This is a genomic window from Streptomyces callyspongiae (assembly GCF_047200695.1).
Taxonomy (GTDB): domain Bacteria; phylum Actinomycetota; class Actinomycetes; order Streptomycetales; family Streptomycetaceae; genus Streptomyces.
In genome coordinates, this window is sequence record NZ_JBJZOM010000007.1 from 231,284 (window position 1) to 250,020 (window position 18,737).

The following is an 18,737-nucleotide window of genomic DNA, read 5'->3' on the forward strand; positions in this document are numbered from 1 at the left end:
CTTTCCGAACGGGTGCGGGCGTGCTCAGCAGTGCGGAGCGCGCATGCCGTGGTCAGAGCGGTCGCGGCTCGCCCCTCGGCCGTTCCGTCGTGCCGGTGCGCACCGGCTCCGCCCGTTCGGCGAGCCCAGGGAAGGCTACGCCCGTGCCGCGCCAGCGCAGTGCCCGGAGGGCGGCTTCCCGCAGTGCGGAGGCCGCGTCCCGCCGAGCGTCGCCGCCGGTGGCGCGGACGAGGTCCGCGTACACGGCCGCCACCCGGTCCTCCAACTCGGCCGCCAGCCGTCCCGCCGCCGCGGCGTCCGGAACGTTGAACGGCAGGGCGTAGGCGGCCGCCGCGGCCCGGGGCGTGCCGCCCAGGTCCCGCACCCGCCGGTGCAGCGTGTCGCGACGGGCCCGGTGGGCGTCCCAGGCGGCGCGTGCCGCTTCCCGGCCGTCGTCCGCGATACGACCGCCCACGACGCCGTAGCCGTAGACCGCGGCGTGCTCGGCCTCCAGAGCGGCCTGCAGAGCTTCCAGCTCCACCTCGGCATCTCGCCATGTCGTCACGGTGCTGCCCTCCTCATGCGTCCCGGGTGAGCAGGAAGACGTGGCCGCTGCCGGCGGCGGCCACGGAGGCCAGCAGCCGGGCCAGTTCCGGCGGCGCGTCCACGAGCGCCCGCATCCGTGCGTCGGCGGTCCGGCGCTCCGCCGAGGCCAGTTCCGCCAGCGCACGCCCCTCGTCGCCGGGGACGGCCATCCGCGGGGCTTCGGTCCGTCTCCGCCCGCGGTCGCCGCGCTGCGGGTCCAGGACGTCGACATGGCGTGCCACGGCCTCCCGGAGCGGCGCGAGTCTGCCTCCCAGCCCCGGGTGGGCGGCGAGCGTGCCGGCGTACCGGGCCAGCAGGACCTCGCTGTCGCGTGCGGCCTCCCGCCGCATCCGGTCCGCCTCGTCCTTGCGGCGGCGCAGCTCGGCGGGCGACGGGCCGTCGGTGCAACCGGTGGCAGCGGTGCCGACGGCCAGCAGTCCGGCACCCGCCAGCACCGAGCGGCGCCGGGGCCCCGTCCCGTCCTGACGGGAACCGGCCGACTCGCCAGGCGTCGTCGTGGACGGCATGGTGCACTCCCCAAGCAGTGGTTCGTTCCGCCGGCCCCGTGGGACGGGCGCACGGCTGCCACCCGGCCGGACGGCGGCGGGTGATGATCACGCGAGGCGAGATTACCTGTGCGATTTCCCGCTTTCCTGCCGGGTGGTGGGGGACGCGCCCGCGGCGCACTCCGGCGGCCCAAGAGGGACGCCCGCCGGCAGTGTCCGGGTGCGGAGGAGCAGTGCGGACGGTCCGCGGTCCGGGCGAGGGTCGGGGCCGGGGTCGGGGCCGCCGAAGTGTCGACACCCCGCGGCGGGGTACGGGAGCGTCGGAGGGCGGGACGTGGTGCCCTCCGTGGTCGGAACAGCGGAACGCAGGCGATAGGCTTGCCCCGGACACGCGAACTTCCCCCTACAACAGCACACGCGGCCGAGGAGTCACCCGGATGAGCACGACCCAGAGCGAGAGGCTGCGCGGGCTGATGGAACCGCTCGCCGGCGAGAGGGGGCTGGATCTCGAGGAGATCTCGGTGACCCCCGCGGGCAAGCGGCGCGTGCTGCGCGTCGTGGTCGACTCCGACGACGGTGTGCAGCTCGACACCTGCGCAGAGCTGAGCCGCGCGGCCTCCGAGGCCCTCGACGCGTCGGACGTCATGGGCGGCGCGCCCTACGTCCTCGAGGTCACCTCACCCGGCGCCGACCGGCCGCTGACCGAGCCGCGCCACTTCCGGCGAGCCGCCGGGCGCCTGATCAAGGCGCAGCCGCACGAGGGTGCCGAGGTCGTCGGCCGCATCACCGGTGTCGACGACGAAGGCGTGGAACTGGAGGTGCCGGGCGTCAAGGGCCGCAAGCCCACCGAACGCCGGCTCGCCTTCCACGAGATCTCCGGGGCCCGGGTGGAGATCGAGTTCAACCGCAAGGCCGCCGAACGGGCCGAGCAGGCCGCACAACAGCAGAAGGCAGACCGCATGTCCGCGTCCGCCGACGACGAGAGCCAGGAGGAGGCGTAGCCGTGGACATCGACATGAGTGCCCTGCGGGGACTGGTCCGGGAGAAGGAGATCTCCCTCGACCTGCTGGTCGAGGCGATCGAGTCCGCGCTGCTCATCGCCTACCACCGTACCGAGGGCAGCCGCCGCGATGCCCGCGTCGAGCTGGACCGCAGGTCGGGCCACGTCACGGTGTGGGCGAAGGAGAGCGCCGACGACCTGGAGGAGGGCGCCGAACCGCGCGAGTTCGACGACACGCCGTCGGGCTTCGGCCGCATCGCGGCGACCACCGCCAAGCAGGTCATCCTGCAGCGGCTGCGTGACGCCGAGGAGGAGGTCACCTTCGGCGAGTACGCGGGGCGCGAGGGCGACATCGTGGCGGGCGTCGTCCAGCAGGGCAAGGACCCCCGCAGCGTGCTGGTGGACATCGGGAAGCTCGAGGCGATCCTCCCGCCGCAGGAGCAGGTCCCCGGCGAGGAGTACGGCCACGGCACGCGGTTGCGGACGTACGTCGTCAGGGTGGTCAAGGGTGTGCGCGGTCCTTCGGTGACGCTCTCGCGCACCCACCCGAACCTGGTGAAGAAGCTGTTCGAGCTGGAGGTTCCGGAGATCGCCGACGGCTCCGTCGAGATCGCCGCGATCGCCCGTGAGGCGGGGCATCGCACGAAGATCGCCGTGCGCAGCACCCGCTCCGGGCTGAACGCCAAGGGCGCCTGCATCGGGCCCATGGGCGGCCGGGTGCGGAACGTGATGGCGGAGCTGCACGGCGAGAAGATCGACATCGTCGACTGGTCCGAGGACCCGGCCGAACTGGTGGCCAACGCCCTTTCCCCGGCCCGCGTCAGCGAGGTCGAGATCGTGGACCTGGCCGCACGGTCCGCCCGTGTCACCGTCCCGGACTACCAGCTGTCCCTGGCCATCGGGAAGGAAGGGCAGAACGCCCGCCTGGCGGCGCGGCTGACCGGCTGGCGCATCGACATCCGGCCGGACAGCCCGACGGCGGAACCGGTGCGCGGAGCGACCGTGGAACCCACTCCGGAACAGGCCTGAGACGGCACCGGGCGATCCTCCCCCGGGAGAGTCACCCGGTGTGAGGAGGTAGACTGAAGCAGTGTCTCGCCGGACACGCGCCCGAGCATGCCCTGAGCGCACCTGCGTGGGTTGTCGGGAACACTCGGGCAAGGCCGGGTTGTTGCGTGTGGTGTTGATCGAGGAACGCATCGTTCCCGATCTTCGCGGTACGCTGCCCGGCCGGGGTGCATATGTGCACCCGGCACAGACCTGTGTCGATCTGGCGGTCCGCCGCCGGGCGTTCCAGCGGGCCTTCCGGGTCCCGGGGCCGCTCGACACCGCGGAACTGCAGAGCCTGCAGCCGCAGCCGCCGGAACACACAGAACCGTAAGAAGCCTGTGCAACCCCGCACAGGACAGGTACCTCGCGAGTCGGAAGTAGGTCGAGATTGCGATGAGCACTCGATGAGTACGCGATGAGTACGCCCATGCACAAGTAGCGAAGGTCCGGCGGAGACCCACCCCCGGACCGTGAGGAGCGAAGTGGCTAAGGTCCGGGTATACGAGCTCGCCAAGGAGCTTGGAGTCGAGAGCAAGGTCGTCATGGCCAAGCTCAATGAACTCGGCGAGTTCGTTCGTTCGGCGTCCTCCACGATTGAGGCGCCGGTCGTACGCAAACTCACCGACGCACTCGACGCGGGCGGCGCCGGTGGTGCCAAGAAGTCCGCGGCGAAGCCTGCCGCGCCGAAGAAGTCCGCGGCCAAACCTGCCGCGCCCAAGCCGGGCGCCCCCAAGTCCGCAGCGCCCAAGCCGGGCGCGCCCAAGCCGGGGCAGGCACCCAAGCCCGGCCCCGAGGTCCCGAAGCCGGGTGGGGCCGCACCGAAGCCCGGTCCCAAGCCGGGTCCCGCGCAGCCTGTCGCGCAGTCCAAGCCGGAACCCGCCGCACCCCAGGCACCGGCTCCCAAGCCCGGCCAGGCACCCAAGCCCGGGGCCCAGGCTCCGAAGCCGGGTGCTCCCAAGCCCGGCCAGGCACCCAAGCCCGGGGCCCAGGCTCCGAAGCCGGGTGCTCCCAAGCCCGGCCAGGGCGGCGCACGTCCCGGGGCACCGAAGCCCGGTGGGCGGCCCACCGGTCCGCGTCCCGGAAACAACCCCTTCACCTCCGGCGGTTCCTCCGGCATGGCGCGCCCCCAGGCGCCCCGGCCGGGCGGTGCCCCGAAGCCGGGTGCTCCCAAGCCGGGCGGCAACCGCCCCGGCGGTCAGGGCCAGGGCGGTCCGCGTCCGCAGGCCCCGGGCGGCGGTAGGCCCACTCCGGGCAACATGCCGCGTCCGCAGAACGCCGGCGGTGGCCCGCGCCCGGGCGGCGGCGCACGTCCGAACCCGGGCATGATGCCGCAGCGTCCGGCTGCCGGGCCGCGTCCCGGACCGGGTCGCGGTGGCCCCGGCGGTCGTCCCGGCGGCGGTCGTCCCGGCGGCCCCGGTGGGCGCGGCGGCTTCGGCGGCCGTCCCGGCGGTGGCGGTGGCTTCGGCGGCCGTCCCGGCGGTGGCCGTCCGGGCTTCGGTGGTCGTCCCGGCGGCCCCGGCGGCCGTGGTGGCACGCAGGGCGCGTTCGGCCGTCCCGGCGGCCCGGCGCGTCGTGGCCGCAAGTCGAAGCGGCAGCGGCGCCAGGAGTACGAGCAGATGTCGGCGCCGTCGGTCGGCGGCGTGATGCTGCCGCGCGGCAAGGGCGAGACCGTCCGGCTGTCGCGCGGTGCCTCCCTCACGGACTTCGCGGAGAAGATCAACGCCAACCCGGCGTCGCTGGTCCAGGTCATGCTGAACCTGGGCGAGATGGTCACCGCGACCCAGTCCGTCTCCGACGAGACGCTGGCACTCCTCGGCGAGGAGATGAACTACGTCGTCCAGATCGTCAGCCCGGAGGAGGAGGACCGCGAGCTTCTCGAGTCCTTCGACATCGAGTTCGGCGAGGACGAGGGCGGCGAGGAGGCCATGCTGCCGCGTCCGCCGGTCGTGACCGTCATGGGTCACGTCGACCACGGCAAGACGCGCCTGCTCGACGCGATCCGCAAGACCAACGTCATCGAGGGTGAGGCCGGCGGCATCACCCAGCACATCGGCGCCTACCAGGCGAGCACCGAGGTCAACGGCGAAGAGCGGAAGATCACCTTCATCGACACCCCGGGTCACGAGGCGTTCACCGCCATGCGTGCCCGCGGTGCGAAGTCGACCGACATCGCGATCCTCGTGGTGGCGGCCAACGACGGTGTGATGCCGCAGACGATCGAGGCCCTGAACCACGCGAAGGCGGCCGAGGTGCCGATCGTGGTGGCGGTCAACAAGATCGACGTCGAGGGCGCGGACCCGACCAAGGTCCGCGGACAGCTCACCGAGTACGGCCTGATCGCGGAGGAGTACGGCGGCGACACCATGTTCGTCGACATCTCCGCCAAGCAGGGCGAGAACATCGAGGGTGTGCTGGAAGCCGTGGTCCTCACCGCGGATGCCGCCCTGGACCTGCGGGCCAACCCGGAGCAGCAGGCGCAGGGTCTCGCGATCGAGGCACACCTCGACCGCGGCCGCGGCGCCGTGGCCACCGTGCTGGTGCAGCGCGGCACCCTGCGGGTCGGCGACACCATGGTCGTCGGCGACGCCTACGGGCGCGTCCGCGCGATGCTCGACGACAAGGGCGAGCACATCAAGGAAGCGGGTCCCGCGACCCCCGTCCTGGTACTGGGTCTCACCAACGTCCCGGGCGCCGGCGACAACTTCCTGGTGGTCGAGGAGGACCGCACGGCCCGTCAGATCGCCGAGAAGCGGGCCGCCCGCGAGCGGAACGCGGCGTTCGCCAAGCGCACCCGCCGGGTGTCGCTGGAGGACCTGGACAAGGTGCTCAAGGCCGGCCAGGTGCAGCAGCTCAACCTCATCATCAAGGGCGACGCGTCCGGTTCGGTGGAGGCTCTCGAGTCCTCGCTGCTCCAGCTCGACGTCGGCGAAGAGGTCGACCTGCGTATCCTGCACCGCGGTGTGGGTGCGGTCACCGAGACCGACATCGACCTGGCGACGGGCTCCGACGCCATTGTCATCGGCTTCAACGTGCGTGCCGAGGGCCGTGCCACCCAGCTGGCCGACCGTGAGGGCGTCGACGTCCGGTACTACTCGGTGATCTACCAGGTCATCGAGGAGATCGAGGCGGCCCTCAAGGGCATGCTCAAGCCGGAGTACGAGGAGGTCGAGCTCGGCACCGCGGAGATCCGCGAGATCTTCCGCTCCTCCAAGCTCGGCAACATCGCGGGTGTCCTCATCCGCTCCGGCGAGGTCAAGCGCAACACCAAGGCCCGCCTGCTGCGCGACGGCAAGGTCGTCGCGGAGAACCTCAACATCGAGGGCCTGCGTCGCTTCAAGGACGACGTCACCGAGATCCGTGAAGGCTTCGAGGGCGGTATCAACCTCGGCAGCTACAACGACATCAAGGTCGACGACGTCATCGCGACGTACGAGATGCGGGAGAAGCCCCGCGTCTGATGCGCAGCACGTGCCCGGGGCCGGTCGGCGGGGGAGAAACTCCGTCGACCGGTCCCGGCCGCTGCCGCTACGATCACCGGGTGTATGTGGGGACTCTCTCGTTCGACCTCCTGCTGGGCGACGTCCGGTCGCTCAAGCAGAAGCGGTCCGTCGTACGCCCGGTCATCGCCGAACTCCAGCGCAAGCATGCTGTGAGCGTCGCGGAGGTCGGTGACAACGACCTCTACCGGCGCGCCCGGATCGGGCTGGCCGCGGTCTCCGGGGACACGGCCCACCTCGCAGAGGTGCTGGACCGGTGCGAACGCATGGTGGCGGACCGGCCCGAGGTGGAGCTGCTGTCGGTGCGACGGCAGTTCCACAGCGACGAAGACGAATGACGACGGCGGCGGACAGCAGCCGGGCAGGACAGGATGAGGAGACGGACCAGTGGCCGACAACGCACGGGCGAAGAGGTTGGCGGACCTCATCCGTGAAGTCGTCGCGAGGAAGCTGCAGCGGGGTGTGAAGGACCCCCGTCTCGGCTCGCACGTGACGATCACGGACACGCGGGTCACCGGCGACCTGCGGGAGGCGACCGTCTTCTACACGGTGTACGGCGACGACGAGCAGCGCGAGCAGGCGGCGCGCGGGCTGGAGAGCGCCAAGGGCGTGCTCCGTTCCGCCGTCGGCGCGGCGGCCGGCGTCAAGTTCACCCCTACGCTGACCTTCGTCCCCGACGCCCTCCCCGAGAACGCCAAGAACATCGACGACCTGCTGGCCCGCGCCAAGGCCTCGGACGAGGAGGTCCGCAAGGCCTCCTCCGGCGCCGCCTACGCGGGGGACGCCGACCCCTACCGCAGGCCCGGCGAGGACGAAGCGGCGGACGACGAGGACCGGGACGAGTGACACGCAGGAATCCGATGGAGCCCGGGGGACTGGTCGTCGTCGACAAGCCCTCCGGCTTCACCTCCCACGACGTCGTCGCCAGGATGCGCGGCATCGCCCGCACCCGTCGGGTGGGGCACGCCGGGACTCTCGACCCGATGGCGACCGGGGTGCTGGTCCTCGGCGTCGAACGTGCCACCAAGCTCCTCGGGCACCTCGCCCTGACGGAGAAGGAGTACGTCGGCACCGTACGCCTCGGACAGAGCACCCTCACCGACGACGCGGAGGGGGAGATCACCGCCTCCCGGGACGCCTCCGGTGTCACGCGCGAAGCGGTCGAGGCGGCCGTGAAGCCGCTGACCGGCGACATCCTCCAGGTGCCGTCCAAGGTCAGCGCCGTCAAGATCGACGGCAAGCGGTCCTATCAACGTGCCCGCGAGGGTGAGGACTTCGACATCCCCGCCCGTCCCGTCAGCGTCTCCTCGTTCGCCGTGCACGCCGTGCACCCGGAGCAGGCCGAGGACGGGACGCCCGTGGTGGACGTCCTGGTCTCCGTGGTCTGCTCCTCGGGCACCTACATCCGTGCCCTCGCCCGCGATCTGGGAGCCGCACTCGACGTCGGCGGGCACCTCACCGCACTGCGGCGCACCCGCGTCGGCCCGTACCGGCTCGACGGCGCCCGCACCCTGGAACAGCTCCAGGCGGAGCGGGACACCGACGGCGCGCTCTCCCTGCTGCCGCTCGGCGAAGCAGCGGCAGCGGCCTTCCCCCGCTGGGACGTCGACAACCAGGCCGCCCACCTGCTCACCAACGGCGCCCGCATCACCATGCCGGCGGACGTCGCCGGCAGCGGAGGGCCGATCGCCGCGTTCGGCCCCGACGACCGCTTCCTCGCCCTCGTCGAACCCCACCGGGGGCGGGCGAAAAGCCTGGCGGTCTTCGCGCAGGGCGGCTGAGCGGCAGGTCACCGGGGCGGGTCCGTGCACCGCGCGCCGAGCAGCATGGCACCCTGGGACCGGCACAGTTTCATCAGGTAACCGCGAGGAGCAGCACAGTGCAGCGCTGGCGTGGCTTGGAGGACATCCCGGAGGGCTGGGGGCGCAGCGTCGTCACCATCGGCTCCTACGACGGGGTGCACCGCGGACACCAGCTGATCATCGGCAAGGCCGTCCGGCGGGCCCGGGAACTCGGCGTGCCTGCCGTGGTCGTGACCTTCGATCCCCACCCCAGCGAGGTGGTACGGCCCGGCAGCCATCCACCGCTCCTCGCGCCGCACCACCGCCGCGCCGACCTGATGGCCGGACTCGGCGTCGACGCCGTGCTGGTCCTGCCGTTCACCCAGGAGTTCTCGCAGCTGTCGCCGGCCGACTTCGTCGTGAAGGTGCTCGTCGACAAACTGCATGCGCGTGCCGTCGTGGAGGGTCCCGACTTCCGTTTCGGTCACCGGGCCGCCGGCACCGTCGAGACCCTCGCAGAACTGGGCAGCACCTACGACTTCGACGTCGACGTCGTCGACCTTTTCGCCCACGGAGAGGCGGGCGGCGGCGCACCGTTCTCGTCGTCGCTCACCCGGCGACTCGTCGCCGAGGGTGACGTGGCCGGGGCGGCGGAGGTCCTGGGGCGGCCGCACCGCGTCGAGGGCGTCGTCGTCAGGGGCGCGCAGCGCGGTCGTGAACTGGGCTTCCCCACCGCCAACGTGGAGACGCTGCCGCACACCGCCGTCCCAGCAGACGGCGTGTACGCGGGGTGGCTGACGGTCCTTGGCACGGACGGTCCGGCCGATGCCCGGGGAGCCATGCCCGCCGCCGTCTCCGTGGGCACCAATCCGCAGTTCGACGGAACGGAACGCACGGTGGAGGCCTACGCCATCGACCGGGTGGGGCTCGAACTGTACGGGCTCCACGTCTGCGTCGAGTTCCTGGCGTGGGTCCGCGGCCAGCAGCGGTTCGACACCCTCGACGAACTGACCACTCGGATCGCCGAGGACGTCGACCGGTGCAGGGTGCTCGTCGCCGATGCGGACGCCGAAGGGCTGACTCCTCCCGCCTGATGTCCGGGCCGGCCGGACTCCGGCCGGCCCGCGCCTCCCGACGCGACGAGGAACGCCCCGGGCATCGTGCGGATGCCCGGGGCGTTCCTCGTCGTCCGTCGCTACTGCTGCGGCGGAGGTGGCTGCTGCCAGCCGGCCCCGGCCTGCGGCGGGTATCCCTGCGGCGGAGGCGGCTGCTGCGGATAGCCGTACGGCTGCTGCGGCGGGTACGGCTGCGGTGGCGGCTGCTGCCCCGGCTGACCGTAGGGCTGCTGACCGTATCCGGGCTGCTGCCCGTACCCGGGCTGGCCGGGCATCGGCGGAGCCTGCTGCGGCGGCGGATTGCCGTTGGACGTCCACAGTCCCTGCTCCTGCTGGGCCCGCGAGAAGTCCTCCGCGATGAGCGCCGAGAGGTTGAAGTACGCCTCGCGCGTCCTCGGGCGCATCATGTCCAGATCCAACTCCGCGCCGGCAGAGAGGTGTTCGTCGAACGGAACGGTGACGACGCCGCGGCACCGTGTCTCGAAGTGCGACACGATGTCCTCGACCTTGATCATCTTTCCGGTCTCCCGGACACCCGAGATCACGGTGATGCTGCGGCGCACCAGATCGCCGTAACCGTGCGCGGAAAGCCAGTCCAGCGTGGTGCTGGCGCTGCTGGCGCCGTCGACGGACGGAGTGGAGATGATGATCAGCTGGTCGGCGAGGTCCAGGACTCCCCGCATCGCGGAGTACAACAGCCCGGTTCCCGAGTCGGTCAGGATGATCGGATACTGCTGGCCCAGCACGTCGATGACACGACGGTAGTCGTCGTCGTTGAACGTCGTCGAGACCGCCGGGTCCACGTCGTTGGCCAGGATCTCCAGACCCGAGGGCGCCTGGGAGGTGAACCGGCGGATGTCCATGTAGTTGTTCAGGTACGGGATCGCCGTCACCAGGTCGCGGATGGTCGCGCCGGTCTCCCTGCGCACCCGTCGTCCCAGGGTGCCCGCGTCGGGGTTGGCGTCGATCGCGATGACCTTGTCCTGCCGCTCCGTCGCCAGGGTCGACCCGAGCGCGGTCGTGGTCGTCGTCTTTCCGACACCACCCTTCAGACTGATCACCGCGATGCGGTAGCAGGAGAGCACCGGGGTACGGATCAGCTGGAGTTTCCGCTGCCGCTCCGCCTCCTCCTTCTTCCCACCGAGCTTGAAGCGCGAGTTGCCCTTCGCCGGATTCTGCGAACGCGGCTTCTTCCTGCCGCTCACCAGCCGGTCGGACGACAACTCCACCGCGGCGGTGTAGCCCAGGGGAGACCCGGCGTGCCCCTGACGCCGCGGGTCCTGCTCAGGAGCGCCGGGCCCCTGCGGGTGCGGTTGCTGTTGCGGGGGCTGCTGCTGGGCGGGTGGGGTTCCCGGGTACTGCTGGGCGGGGTGCTGCCCGGGATGTGGCTGCTGCTGCGGGTATCCGTACCCGCCCTGCTGCGGGTGCGGCTGTTGTTGCGGGGGCTGCTGCTGGGCGGGTGGGGTTCCCGGGTACTGCTGGGCGGGGTGCTGCCCGGGGTGCGGCTGCTGCTGCGGGTATCCGTACCCGCCCTGCTGCGGCTGGGGATAGCCGTACCCGCCGGGCGCCTGCTGCGGGTATCCGTATCCGCCGGGTGGCGGCTGCTGCCCCGGTGGTGGTGCGGGCCGACCCGTGCGCTGCTGGGGCACCGCCCCTTCCTGAGGCACGGGGCCCGGCGGATCCGCGGGCTGGGCGGGACCGGGTTGCGGGGGCGCCGCAGCGCCCTGCCGGGCAGGGTCGGCGGGCGCGAACTGCGGTGGCAGCGGGGGAAGTCCGTCCGCCGCGCCCCCGGCCGGGGCGCCCGCCCCGCTCTGCGCGGAGTCCGGATCCGCGCCGCCCTCCGCGAGCGTCCCCGCCTCCGACTCCTCGCCGTCCGGCGTGTCCTCCTCGCCCGCGGGCTCTGCGCCCTCCGGGGCGTCGTCCCGCCCGGTGGATGCGTCGTCCTCCGGTTCCCCGTCCTCGGCCGGCACACCCTCCGACGGAAGCTCCTGCGCAGGAACCGCGTCCTGCTCCACCTCCGCCTCGCCCTCGTCCCGCGGAGAAGCCGATTCGCCGCGCAGCCGCTCCATCTCGCGACGCAGATCCGCCGCGGAGAACCGCATCGTGTCGCCGCTCTCCAGATCGCCGGTGCTCTCCGCCGGCTCCTGCGGCCCGTTCGAGGCGTGCCCCGACCCCGACGCCTGCCACTCACCGGAAGACTGCGGGGAGAACACCGGCGGCACAGCAGCCTCCGGCCCCGGAGGGACCGGCCCACCCGGACCGGGTGCCGCCGGACCTCCGACGGGAGGACCGGGATAGGCGGGTGGTGGCGGAGGAGCAGGAGCAGACGGCTGCGGACCGGCAGGCGTTCCACCCCCGGCCCCGGGTCCGGCGTCCTGCGTGTACCAGGCCGGAGGCGTGTAGTCGATGGTGAACTGACCCGTCGACTCGATGTCCAGGTCGGAATCGGTCTCCGCGTCGAGCCGATCGGAGCCCGGTTCCGCGCCCCGGACGTGGAAATCGTCCCGATCGCTGCTCACAATGCCTCCTGCTGCTGTGGTCGCACACCCCGATTTGCTGCGCGGTGACCCAGCCTAATCATCACAACCGAGGACACCGCACCATGGCCCGGGTCGGTGGTGCGACGCGGAACCACGCTCCGACCCACCCACGGCGAGGAGCCCCGGGCACGCTTCCAGTCTCGAAGCACACCGCACGCCGGTCAACTTCGCACCCGGGCCCACCGAACCCGCCCGGTGGGGCGCGCAGCCCGCCCGGGAAGCGGGCGGGACAGCATGCGGCCGAGCGGCACCGCGCGTCAGTCCAGGCGCCGCGCGTTGCCCAACAGACCGGCCTCGGCATCGGTCGGCTCCGTCAGCGAGTAGTACCGGTCCTTGCGCGTGCACCACAGCGTCACCCCGTCGCCGAGACGCGGAAGGGTCTCCGCCTCCTCCTGCGGGAGGCGCATGGTCCGCGACAGGTGCGCCGCCTCGTCCGGCGACACCCGCTGGATCCCCACCAGGGAGGAGGTCTGCAACAACCGGGGCGCAGCGGGGCTCAGATAGGGAAGCAGCGTCACCACCGACTGCCACGGTGCAGACGTCACCCGACCCCGCGGCGGCTTCATGCCGCAGTCGCGGATCACGACCACCGGGCTGCTCACCGACGGCCCCATCGACGGCACATGCCCGACCTGATGCAGCGTGATGCACTGCTGCTCCGCTCCGGCGGCCTGCGCCAGCGGCGTCCACACGTGGGCGCGCCCCGTCTCCACGGCCACCCGCGCCCCCGTACCCGCGGCTCGCAGCGCCAGCACCTGAGCCGTCCACAGGCCACCGATCAGCAGCACGTCGTACGCCGTCCGGCGGCTCAGGCCGAGCACGGCCGTCTGCTTCTGGGCATCCGTGCCGATCACCACGCCGTCGTCCCCCAGCGGGACACCGATGGCGCCGAGTTCCTCGACGGCGACGGTGTGCCGCACATGGCGAGGGCCGCGCAGGCCGAAGCCGGGACGTCGCGGCCGCGGCACGTCCTGCCCGGCGTCCTCCGGCCGGCCCGTCACCGGGATCATGCCGGTGTCCGTCGGCGTCGCCACGTGGCGGGGCTGTCCCGGCGCCTCGCCGCCCTGGCCGTGCTGCCGCCCCAGCCCCGCGCCGGGCATCCCGCCCTGCTGAGGCATCACCGGAGTAGACATCAGCAGGTACCTCCCAGAGGCAGAGTCGCGAGGACGCCGGGCAGTTGCTCCCGGTCGAGGGGCACGACGCCGGTCTTCGCCCGGCCGGCGACACGTTGCAGTTCACGGCGTGCGGCCGACAGGTCGTTCTCGCTGCGGGTGACGACGCGGACGTGCCCGGAGATCGTCGCCGAGCGGCCGTCACCGGGCCCGAGCGTCAGGCTGAACACGGAGGTGAAGACCGGGAGTGCGGTGAGGATCGAGGCGAGGTGCGCGGCGCTCACCGCGTTGGGGCCGACCTGCGGCCAGCGGTTGATCCAGTACGTCGCGTGCCAGCGGTCGTCGCAGCGCCAGCCGCGCACGGACTCCTCCGTACGGCGCTGCGGCCGCCGGCCGTCGGCCGCATTGGCGTTCACCGCACGCGGGTTGAGGCACGTCGAGGTCGCCAGCGCCGACACCAGTTCGGCCTCGTTCAGGACCGACGCGCTGAACCCCGCCCCTTCGAGGCGGCTCGCGAGTTGATCCGCGGCCCTCACCAGCGCCCGCTGCGCTCCGGCCAACCCGCCGCCGCGTGCTTCGACCGCTTCCGTGGTGAGTTCCGGCGTCAGTTTCAGGGCCACCCAGGTCATGCGGAGCGACGGGATGCCCGACGCCTCCCGCAGCGACCCGTAGGAGCGGGTGACCACCGAATGCTCCGGCAGGTGGGGCGCCGGGGCGGGCTGGGTGTGCTGGACGATCTGCACCGACTCCAGCCGGATGTCGTCGGTTTCGAGGGCGTCGTGGAGCAGGTTCAGCGGCAACGGGCGCTCGACACGCCCGGGACGGCCCGGACGCAGCGGCGCGTCCTTGCCCTCCACCGCGACCAGCGCCGTCAGGAACGTGCCGTCGCCGACCATGCCGACCGCACGGTCGTCTCGCGTCACGTAGGTGGAGGTGTGCACCGCTGGGTCGCACTCCACGACCGGTGCCAGGCTCGGATCGGTGCTCGGCGGAACCGGGTGCTTCGCCTGACGCCTGCGCCGGCGCAGCGAGCGCTTCAGCTCGTACCACTCGGTCAACGGGTGCTTGCGGCGCCGCACCACGGCGAACACCGTGAGCACACCCGCGACCACTCCTGCGGGGATCAGCAGCCAGGGCCGCACGATCCAGGCCACCAGCAGGATGCCCGCGGCGATCTCGACGAGCATCAACTGCTGCAGTCGCATCGGGCCGAGACTTCCCGGACTTCTGCGGGGGCGCAGTGTCGCGGTGCTCGGCCCCTGCGCCCCGGACGCGGCCTGAGCTCGGTCGTCCCGCTGACGCGGTCCGCGCCGGTCGCCGGACCGGCTTCGGGTAGCGCTCGTCATCCCCCGTGTATCCCCTTCGAGGTTCATCTGCACTGTTTTCGCCCGCAGCCGGCTTCCGCGCGCTCCTGCGGCGCAGGCGTGCCGACGCAGCGGTGAACAGGCGTCGGCCGGACAGCCAGGATACTCATCGGGTATGCGTCCGACAGCGGGGTGAGTGAGGGCCTTGTGCGGATCGCGCGACGTGCAGGCGTCACCCGCGCGTTTGCGTAGGCTCACCGGGGCGGCATAGTAGTGGCCGCCGAGGGAGGTGATCGTGCCGGCGGGAGGCGTCGTGCCTCGGCGACACCGGCGATCACTCAGCAGGGGAAACGGAGAGACGGGGACCGATGGCGACGCGCCGGGACGAGCTCAGCGCCCACACTTTCGCGCGCAAGCGCACGCTTGCAGCCTTTCTGCAGCCGGAATCCAGAGTGTCGGACGAGGACGCGCCGCGTCCCTTCCGGGCGATCATGCCGAGCGTGGTGCTCAGCGTCGTCCTCGTGGTGGCCTGCATCGCCTGGGGCGTCATCTCCCCCAGCGCGCCGCCCGGATGGGACGAGACGGGCCAGTACGTCATCGTCGACACCGACTCCACCACGCGCTACGTCGTGCTCCCCGAGGAGGGGAAGAACGGCAGCAGGAACAAGCAGCTCCACCCGGTGCTCAACTTCGCCTCCGCCCGACTGGTGCTCGACAAGGGCAAGGGCGAGGTCATAGAGGTGTCCGGACAGGACATCGACGAAGGTGGAGTTCCGCGCGGTGCCACCATCGGAATCCCCTACGCCCCCGACCGGTTGCCGAGCCCGGAGGACGCCGGGGGTGCCAAGGAGTGGGCCGTCTGCGAGAAGCCGGGAGCGGACAGCGGCGGCGAGCCGCAGCAGGCTGTCTTCGTGCTCGGTGGCCAGGACGAGGACGCACTCCGTGACCGCTACCGCTTGAACGACGGCCAGGCCCAGTACGTCGAGGACAGCAAGACCGGCGAACGGTACGTCGTCGACGCAGAAGGCACCCGGCTGCGGCTCGACGGCGGGGAGAACGACGCCAATCGGAACCTGCTGACCAAGCTGGTGCTGAGAGACCCGGGTGCCCCTCAGAAAGTGTCGACCCAGTGGCTGGAGACGCTCAACGGGGGAGAGGACATCCGCTTTCCGACCCTCGACGTGACGCCGGGGACGCCGCCCGGTTTCTCCGGGGCCGAGGAGCTTCCCGAAGAGGCGCAGGCGGTGGGGACCGTCCTGAAGTACACCGCTGCCGGGACGGACTACTACTACGTCGTCCGCCAGGACCGTCTCCAGTACACGACGCCCCTGGTGGCGAAGCTCTTCATGGGTGGTTCGCAACTGCAGCAGCGGGACCCCGTCGCGATCACACCACTCCAGGCGGCCAGCGCGGGAGCCACCGAGGAGCAGGACTCCGGAGGCAAGCGCTGGCCGGACGACGTCCTCGAACCGGTGAATCGCGACGCCCAGGGCGTCGACGACGCGGCACGGACCGTCTCGTGCAGCATCTACACCGGTGACATCTCCGGCCAGGGCCGGCCGGTACTCGCTACCTGGTCGGGGCCCGAGTATCCCGCGAAGGTCGTGGCCGGTTCGGCCCGCGCATACGTCAGCCCGGGGTCGGGACTGTTGTTCCGCGAGGTCAGCGGCCGCGGCGGCGGTGGCCGCAAGTACCTGTTGACGGACTCCGGTCTGCGGTACGCGCTCGCGGGTGAAGCGGGGGCCCGTCTCGGGTACGAGAAGGCCAAGGTCGTGCGGGTGCCGCAGAACTGGTCCGCGATGCTCCCGAAGGGACCCACGCTGAGCAAGGACAGTGCCTCGCAGGAGCAGGGCCTGTGAGCGGCTGCCGATGACACGCATCAGCCCGAATTCCTCGGGGTAGAAAACAACTTCCGTCCATCGGGCGGGAGTTGTTGCTTTCCTCTCTCGCGGAGACATGGGATGACACCCCGTCGAGAATGTGATCACAACTTGGTATAGGCGTTGTGATGACCGCGTGACAGTGGGCGGCACCCGAACGGCCGTGTCGGCCCGGCGCGGTACTCTGCACGTGGTGTCGAACCACGGCTGGTTGCAGAGCGAGCCGGAGGCGACCCGCCGGCCCGTCACGGGCCACTGAGACGTTCACGCGAGGATGAGCATGGGGGAAGGTGCGCCATGGCAGGACAGTTTCGGGTAACCGAGGACGAGCTTCGGTCCCTGTCGTCGAAGATCAGCCAGGTCAACAGCTCGATTCAGGGCGAGGTCAAGCGCCTGGACGGCGTGATCAGCGGCATCGCCAGCGGCTGGCAGGGCCAGGCTGCGACGTCCTACCACCGACTGCAGCAGCAGTGGAACGAGGACGCGCGCAAGATGAACAACATCCTCAACGACATCAAGGAAGCCGTCGACTCGACCCGGCAGAACTACTCGGCGACGGAAGAACAGCAGAACGCCGACATCAGCAAGATCATGTCGGACTTCGGCTGATCCGACCGGTCCACCGTCATCACCACCGACAGTCGCTGAAAGAGGAGCCGTAAGTGTCCGGAATTCTCGTCAACTTCCAGACGGTGTCGCAGGCCTCGCAGGACGTGAGGAACACCGCCAACAACATCAAGAGCCAGCTCGACGACCTCGAGGCCGCAGTCCGCCGCGTCGCCAACACCTGGGAAGGTTCGGCCCAGGAGGGCTACCAGCAGAAGCAGCGTCAGTGGGACCAGACCGCCGACCACCTGCACCAGGTGCTCATGAAGATCTCGGGCGCGCTGCAGAGCTCCGCGGACAACTACCAGTCCACCGAGCAGGCCAACGCCAACGTGTGGGGCTGATCAGCCTCCCGACACCCGGACGTTGCAGTGGGCCGGTCCATCGGTGACCGGCCCGCTTCCGTCCGTTCCGGGGAGAAACAGGATGTCCGAAGGAATCACTGGAGCCAGGGGAGTATTCCGACACATGGAGGTCCTCCGACACCGCCCCCGGGCCATGCGCCTCGCACGGCGGGCTTTCGGCGTCACCGCCTCCCTGGCCCTTCTCGGAGCCGGAGCAGCCGCACCGTCCGACCCCGGCACCCGGCCTGCCGCGGCCCCGGCGGCCGACTCGTCGTCCCTCCGCCTCGACGCCGGCAGCGGCCAGTGCGAGTTCGGCGGGAAGAACATCAAGAGCACCCCATGGTCGCTCCAGCGCGTCCTCCTCGACGAGCTGTGGAGCGAGGCCACCGGCGAGGGCGTCACGGTGGCCGTCGTCGACACCGGGGTCGACAAGGACAACCCGCAACTTCGCAAGGCCCTGACGGGCGGCGGCGCGGACTTCGTCGGCGACACCGACGGAACCCAGGACATCAACGGCCACGGCACCCGGGTCGCAGGGATCATCGCCGCACGGGAGGCGGACGGCACCGGATTCTCCGGCATCGCTCCCGACGCAGCAATCCTGCCGCTGCGCTACACCGGTGGCGACGACCCCGAGGAAAAGGGCGACTCCAGCACCATGTCCCTGGCCATCAAGGAAGCGGTGCGCCAGGGCGCCGACATCATCAACATCTCGTCCGACACGGCCAACAAGAAGCCGAACACCGGCCTCGAGGCAGCCGTCGAGACCGCAGTCGCCAACGGCGTCCTGGTCGTCGTCGCCGCGGGCAACGACGGAGCCGACGGCAAGCGGGAGAAGACCTACCCGGCCGCCTACGACAACGTCCTGGCCGTTGCCGCCTCCGACCGGGACAACGAGCGCGCGGTGTTCTCCCAGTCAGGGGATTTCGTCGACATCGCCGCTCCCGGCGTCGGCATGGTGTCCACGGTGCCCGAGGGCGGGCAGTGCGCGGCCGACGGCACCTCCTTCGCCGCGCCGTACGTCTCCGGGGTGGCCGCGCTCATGATGGAGAAGTACCCGGACTGGACGGCATCGGAGGTCGCGGCCCGCCTCATGCAGACCGCCGACCGCCCGGGCGCCGGGCCCGACGCCCGGATCGGCTGGGGCGTCGTCAACCCGCTCGCGGCGGTCACCGGCAGCGAGACCCCGCAGGAGAAGCCGGTCCGCGACAAGCAGCAGGAGGCCGGCCACGTCACGGCCATGGGCCTCACTGTCGGCGAGAGCGACGAGGAGCGCACACAGCGGCTCGCCGTCTATGTCGTGGCGACCGGCACGGTCCTGACCCTCATCATCGCCGGAAGCGCCATCGCGACCCGCGACCACCGCCGCAAGCGCACCGTGAACTCCGCCCCGCCCGAGGCGGCGGACACCACCACTTCGACGAGGCAGTAAGCACAG

The 18,737-nt window shown here is 71.5% G+C and carries 17 protein-coding genes; 12 read left to right on the forward strand and 5 right to left on the reverse strand.

Annotated features, from left to right (window positions below; translation table 11 throughout):
• Positions 1-52: 52 nt before the first annotated feature.
• Both ACL06G_RS09210 and ACL06G_RS09215 read right to left on the reverse strand, forming a co-directional pair.
• Entirely contained in the window at positions 53-544 is a 492-nt protein-coding gene (locus ACL06G_RS09210) for a ferritin-like domain-containing protein (RefSeq protein ID WP_412785141.1), read from the reverse strand.
• 13 nt (positions 545-557) lie between these two features.
• Entirely contained in the window at positions 558-1,091 is a 534-nt protein-coding gene (locus ACL06G_RS09215; protein WP_412785140.1) for a hypothetical protein, read from the reverse strand.
• Positions 1,092-1,507: 416 nt separating this feature from the next.
• Between ACL06G_RS09215 and rimP the strand changes: the two genes are divergently transcribed.
• The 8 genes from rimP (at position 1,508) to ACL06G_RS09255 (ending at position 9,492) form a co-directional block, all read left to right on the forward strand.
• Positions 1,508-2,071 carry a ribosome maturation factor RimP gene (rimP, locus tag ACL06G_RS09220; RefSeq protein WP_412785139.1) on the forward strand — a complete coding sequence of 188 codons (564 nt, stop codon included), beginning with the start codon at positions 1,508-1,510 and terminating at the stop codon, positions 2,069-2,071.
• A 2-nt stretch (positions 2,072-2,073) separates the two neighbouring features.
• Complete coding sequence (nusA, locus tag ACL06G_RS09225; RefSeq protein WP_412785138.1) at positions 2,074-3,099, forward strand: transcription termination factor NusA; 1,026 nt, start codon at positions 2,074-2,076, stop codon at positions 3,097-3,099.
• Positions 3,100-3,160: 61 nt separating this feature from the next.
• Positions 3,161-3,451: a YlxR family protein gene (locus ACL06G_RS09230; protein ID WP_412835705.1), complete on the forward strand. Its 291-nt coding sequence runs from the start codon at positions 3,161-3,163 to the stop codon at positions 3,449-3,451.
• 151 nt (positions 3,452-3,602) lie between these two features.
• The gene (gene infB / locus ACL06G_RS09235) at positions 3,603-6,578 is read left to right on the forward strand and encodes a translation initiation factor IF-2 (RefSeq protein WP_412785136.1); all 2,976 of its coding nucleotides are present in this window, start codon (positions 3,603-3,605) and stop codon (positions 6,576-6,578) included.
• Between the two features lie 80 nt (positions 6,579-6,658).
• Positions 6,659-6,955, forward strand: coding sequence for a DUF503 domain-containing protein (locus ACL06G_RS09240; protein WP_412785135.1), 297 nt, complete (start codon positions 6,659-6,661; stop codon positions 6,953-6,955).
• Between the two features lie 49 nt (positions 6,956-7,004).
• Complete coding sequence (rbfA, locus tag ACL06G_RS09245; RefSeq protein WP_412785134.1) at positions 7,005-7,463, forward strand: 30S ribosome-binding factor RbfA; 459 nt, start codon at positions 7,005-7,007, stop codon at positions 7,461-7,463.
• A 14-nt stretch (positions 7,464-7,477) separates the two neighbouring features.
• Complete coding sequence (gene truB / locus ACL06G_RS09250; RefSeq protein ID WP_412785273.1) at positions 7,478-8,398, forward strand: tRNA pseudouridine(55) synthase TruB; 921 nt, start codon at positions 7,478-7,480, stop codon at positions 8,396-8,398.
• A gap of 98 nt (positions 8,399-8,496) precedes the next feature.
• Positions 8,497-9,492 (forward strand): bifunctional riboflavin kinase/FAD synthetase, encoded by a 996-nt coding sequence (locus ACL06G_RS09255; protein WP_412785133.1) that lies wholly within the window; start codon positions 8,497-8,499, stop codon positions 9,490-9,492.
• Between the two features lie 101 nt (positions 9,493-9,593).
• Here the strand turns inward: ACL06G_RS09255 and ACL06G_RS09260 are convergent, their stop codons facing one another.
• The 3 genes from ACL06G_RS09260 to eccE all read right to left on the reverse strand — a co-directional run bounded on the left by ACL06G_RS09260 (position 9,594) and on the right by eccE (position 14,370).
• Positions 9,594-12,032: an SCO5717 family growth-regulating ATPase gene (locus tag ACL06G_RS09260; protein ID WP_412835706.1), complete on the reverse strand. Its 2,439-nt coding sequence runs from the start codon at positions 12,030-12,032 to the stop codon at positions 9,594-9,596.
• 278 nt (positions 12,033-12,310) lie between these two features.
• The gene (locus ACL06G_RS09265) at positions 12,311-13,186 is read right to left on the reverse strand and encodes a hypothetical protein (RefSeq protein WP_412785131.1); all 876 of its coding nucleotides are present in this window, start codon (positions 13,184-13,186) and stop codon (positions 12,311-12,313) included.
• Entirely contained in the window at positions 13,186-14,370 is a 1,185-nt protein-coding gene (gene eccE, locus ACL06G_RS09270) for a type VII secretion protein EccE (protein WP_412785130.1), read from the reverse strand. Before eccE ends, ACL06G_RS09265 begins: the two co-directional genes overlap by 1 nt.
• Positions 14,371-14,837: 467 nt before the next feature.
• Between eccE and eccB the strand changes: the two genes are divergently transcribed.
• The 4 genes from eccB to mycP all read left to right on the forward strand — a co-directional run bounded on the left by eccB (position 14,838) and on the right by mycP (position 18,731).
• Positions 14,838-16,328: a type VII secretion protein EccB gene (gene eccB / locus ACL06G_RS09275; protein ID WP_412835707.1), complete on the forward strand. Its 1,491-nt coding sequence runs from the start codon at positions 14,838-14,840 to the stop codon at positions 16,326-16,328.
• A gap of 318 nt (positions 16,329-16,646) precedes the next feature.
• The gene (locus tag ACL06G_RS09280; protein WP_412785128.1) at positions 16,647-16,958 is read left to right on the forward strand and encodes a WXG100 family type VII secretion target; all 312 of its coding nucleotides are present in this window, start codon (positions 16,647-16,649) and stop codon (positions 16,956-16,958) included.
• 53 nt (positions 16,959-17,011) lie between these two features.
• Positions 17,012-17,299, forward strand: a complete 288-nt coding sequence (locus ACL06G_RS09285) for a WXG100 family type VII secretion target (protein WP_412785127.1) — start codon at positions 17,012-17,014, stop codon at positions 17,297-17,299.
• 124 nt (positions 17,300-17,423) lie between these two features.
• Positions 17,424-18,731, forward strand: coding sequence for a type VII secretion-associated serine protease mycosin (mycP, locus tag ACL06G_RS09290; protein WP_412835708.1), 1,308 nt, complete (start codon positions 17,424-17,426; stop codon positions 18,729-18,731).
• Positions 18,732-18,737 lie beyond the last annotated feature (6 nt).

Bases quoted from the DNA above. Each gene is read 5' to 3' on its own strand.
- truB (WP_412785273.1), top strand. From the start codon at position 7,478: ATGGAGCCCGGGGGACTGGTCGTCGTCGACAAGCCCTCCGGCTTCACC.
- eccE (WP_412785130.1), bottom strand. From the start codon at position 14,370: ATGCGACTGCAGCAGTTGATGCTCGTCGAGATCGCCGCGGGCATCCTG.
- ACL06G_RS09215 (WP_412785140.1), bottom strand. From the start codon at position 1,091: ATGCCGTCCACGACGACGCCTGGCGAGTCGGCCGGTTCCCGTCAGGAC.
- mycP (WP_412835708.1), top strand. From the start codon at position 17,424: ATGGAGGTCCTCCGACACCGCCCCCGGGCCATGCGCCTCGCACGGCGG.
- ACL06G_RS09280 (WP_412785128.1), top strand. From the start codon at position 16,647: ATGGCAGGACAGTTTCGGGTAACCGAGGACGAGCTTCGGTCCCTGTCG.
- eccB (WP_412835707.1), top strand. From the start codon at position 14,838: ATGGCGACGCGCCGGGACGAGCTCAGCGCCCACACTTTCGCGCGCAAG.
- ACL06G_RS09265 (WP_412785131.1), bottom strand. From the start codon at position 13,186: ATGTCTACTCCGGTGATGCCTCAGCAGGGCGGGATGCCCGGCGCGGGG.
- rimP (WP_412785139.1), top strand. From the start codon at position 1,508: ATGAGCACGACCCAGAGCGAGAGGCTGCGCGGGCTGATGGAACCGCTC.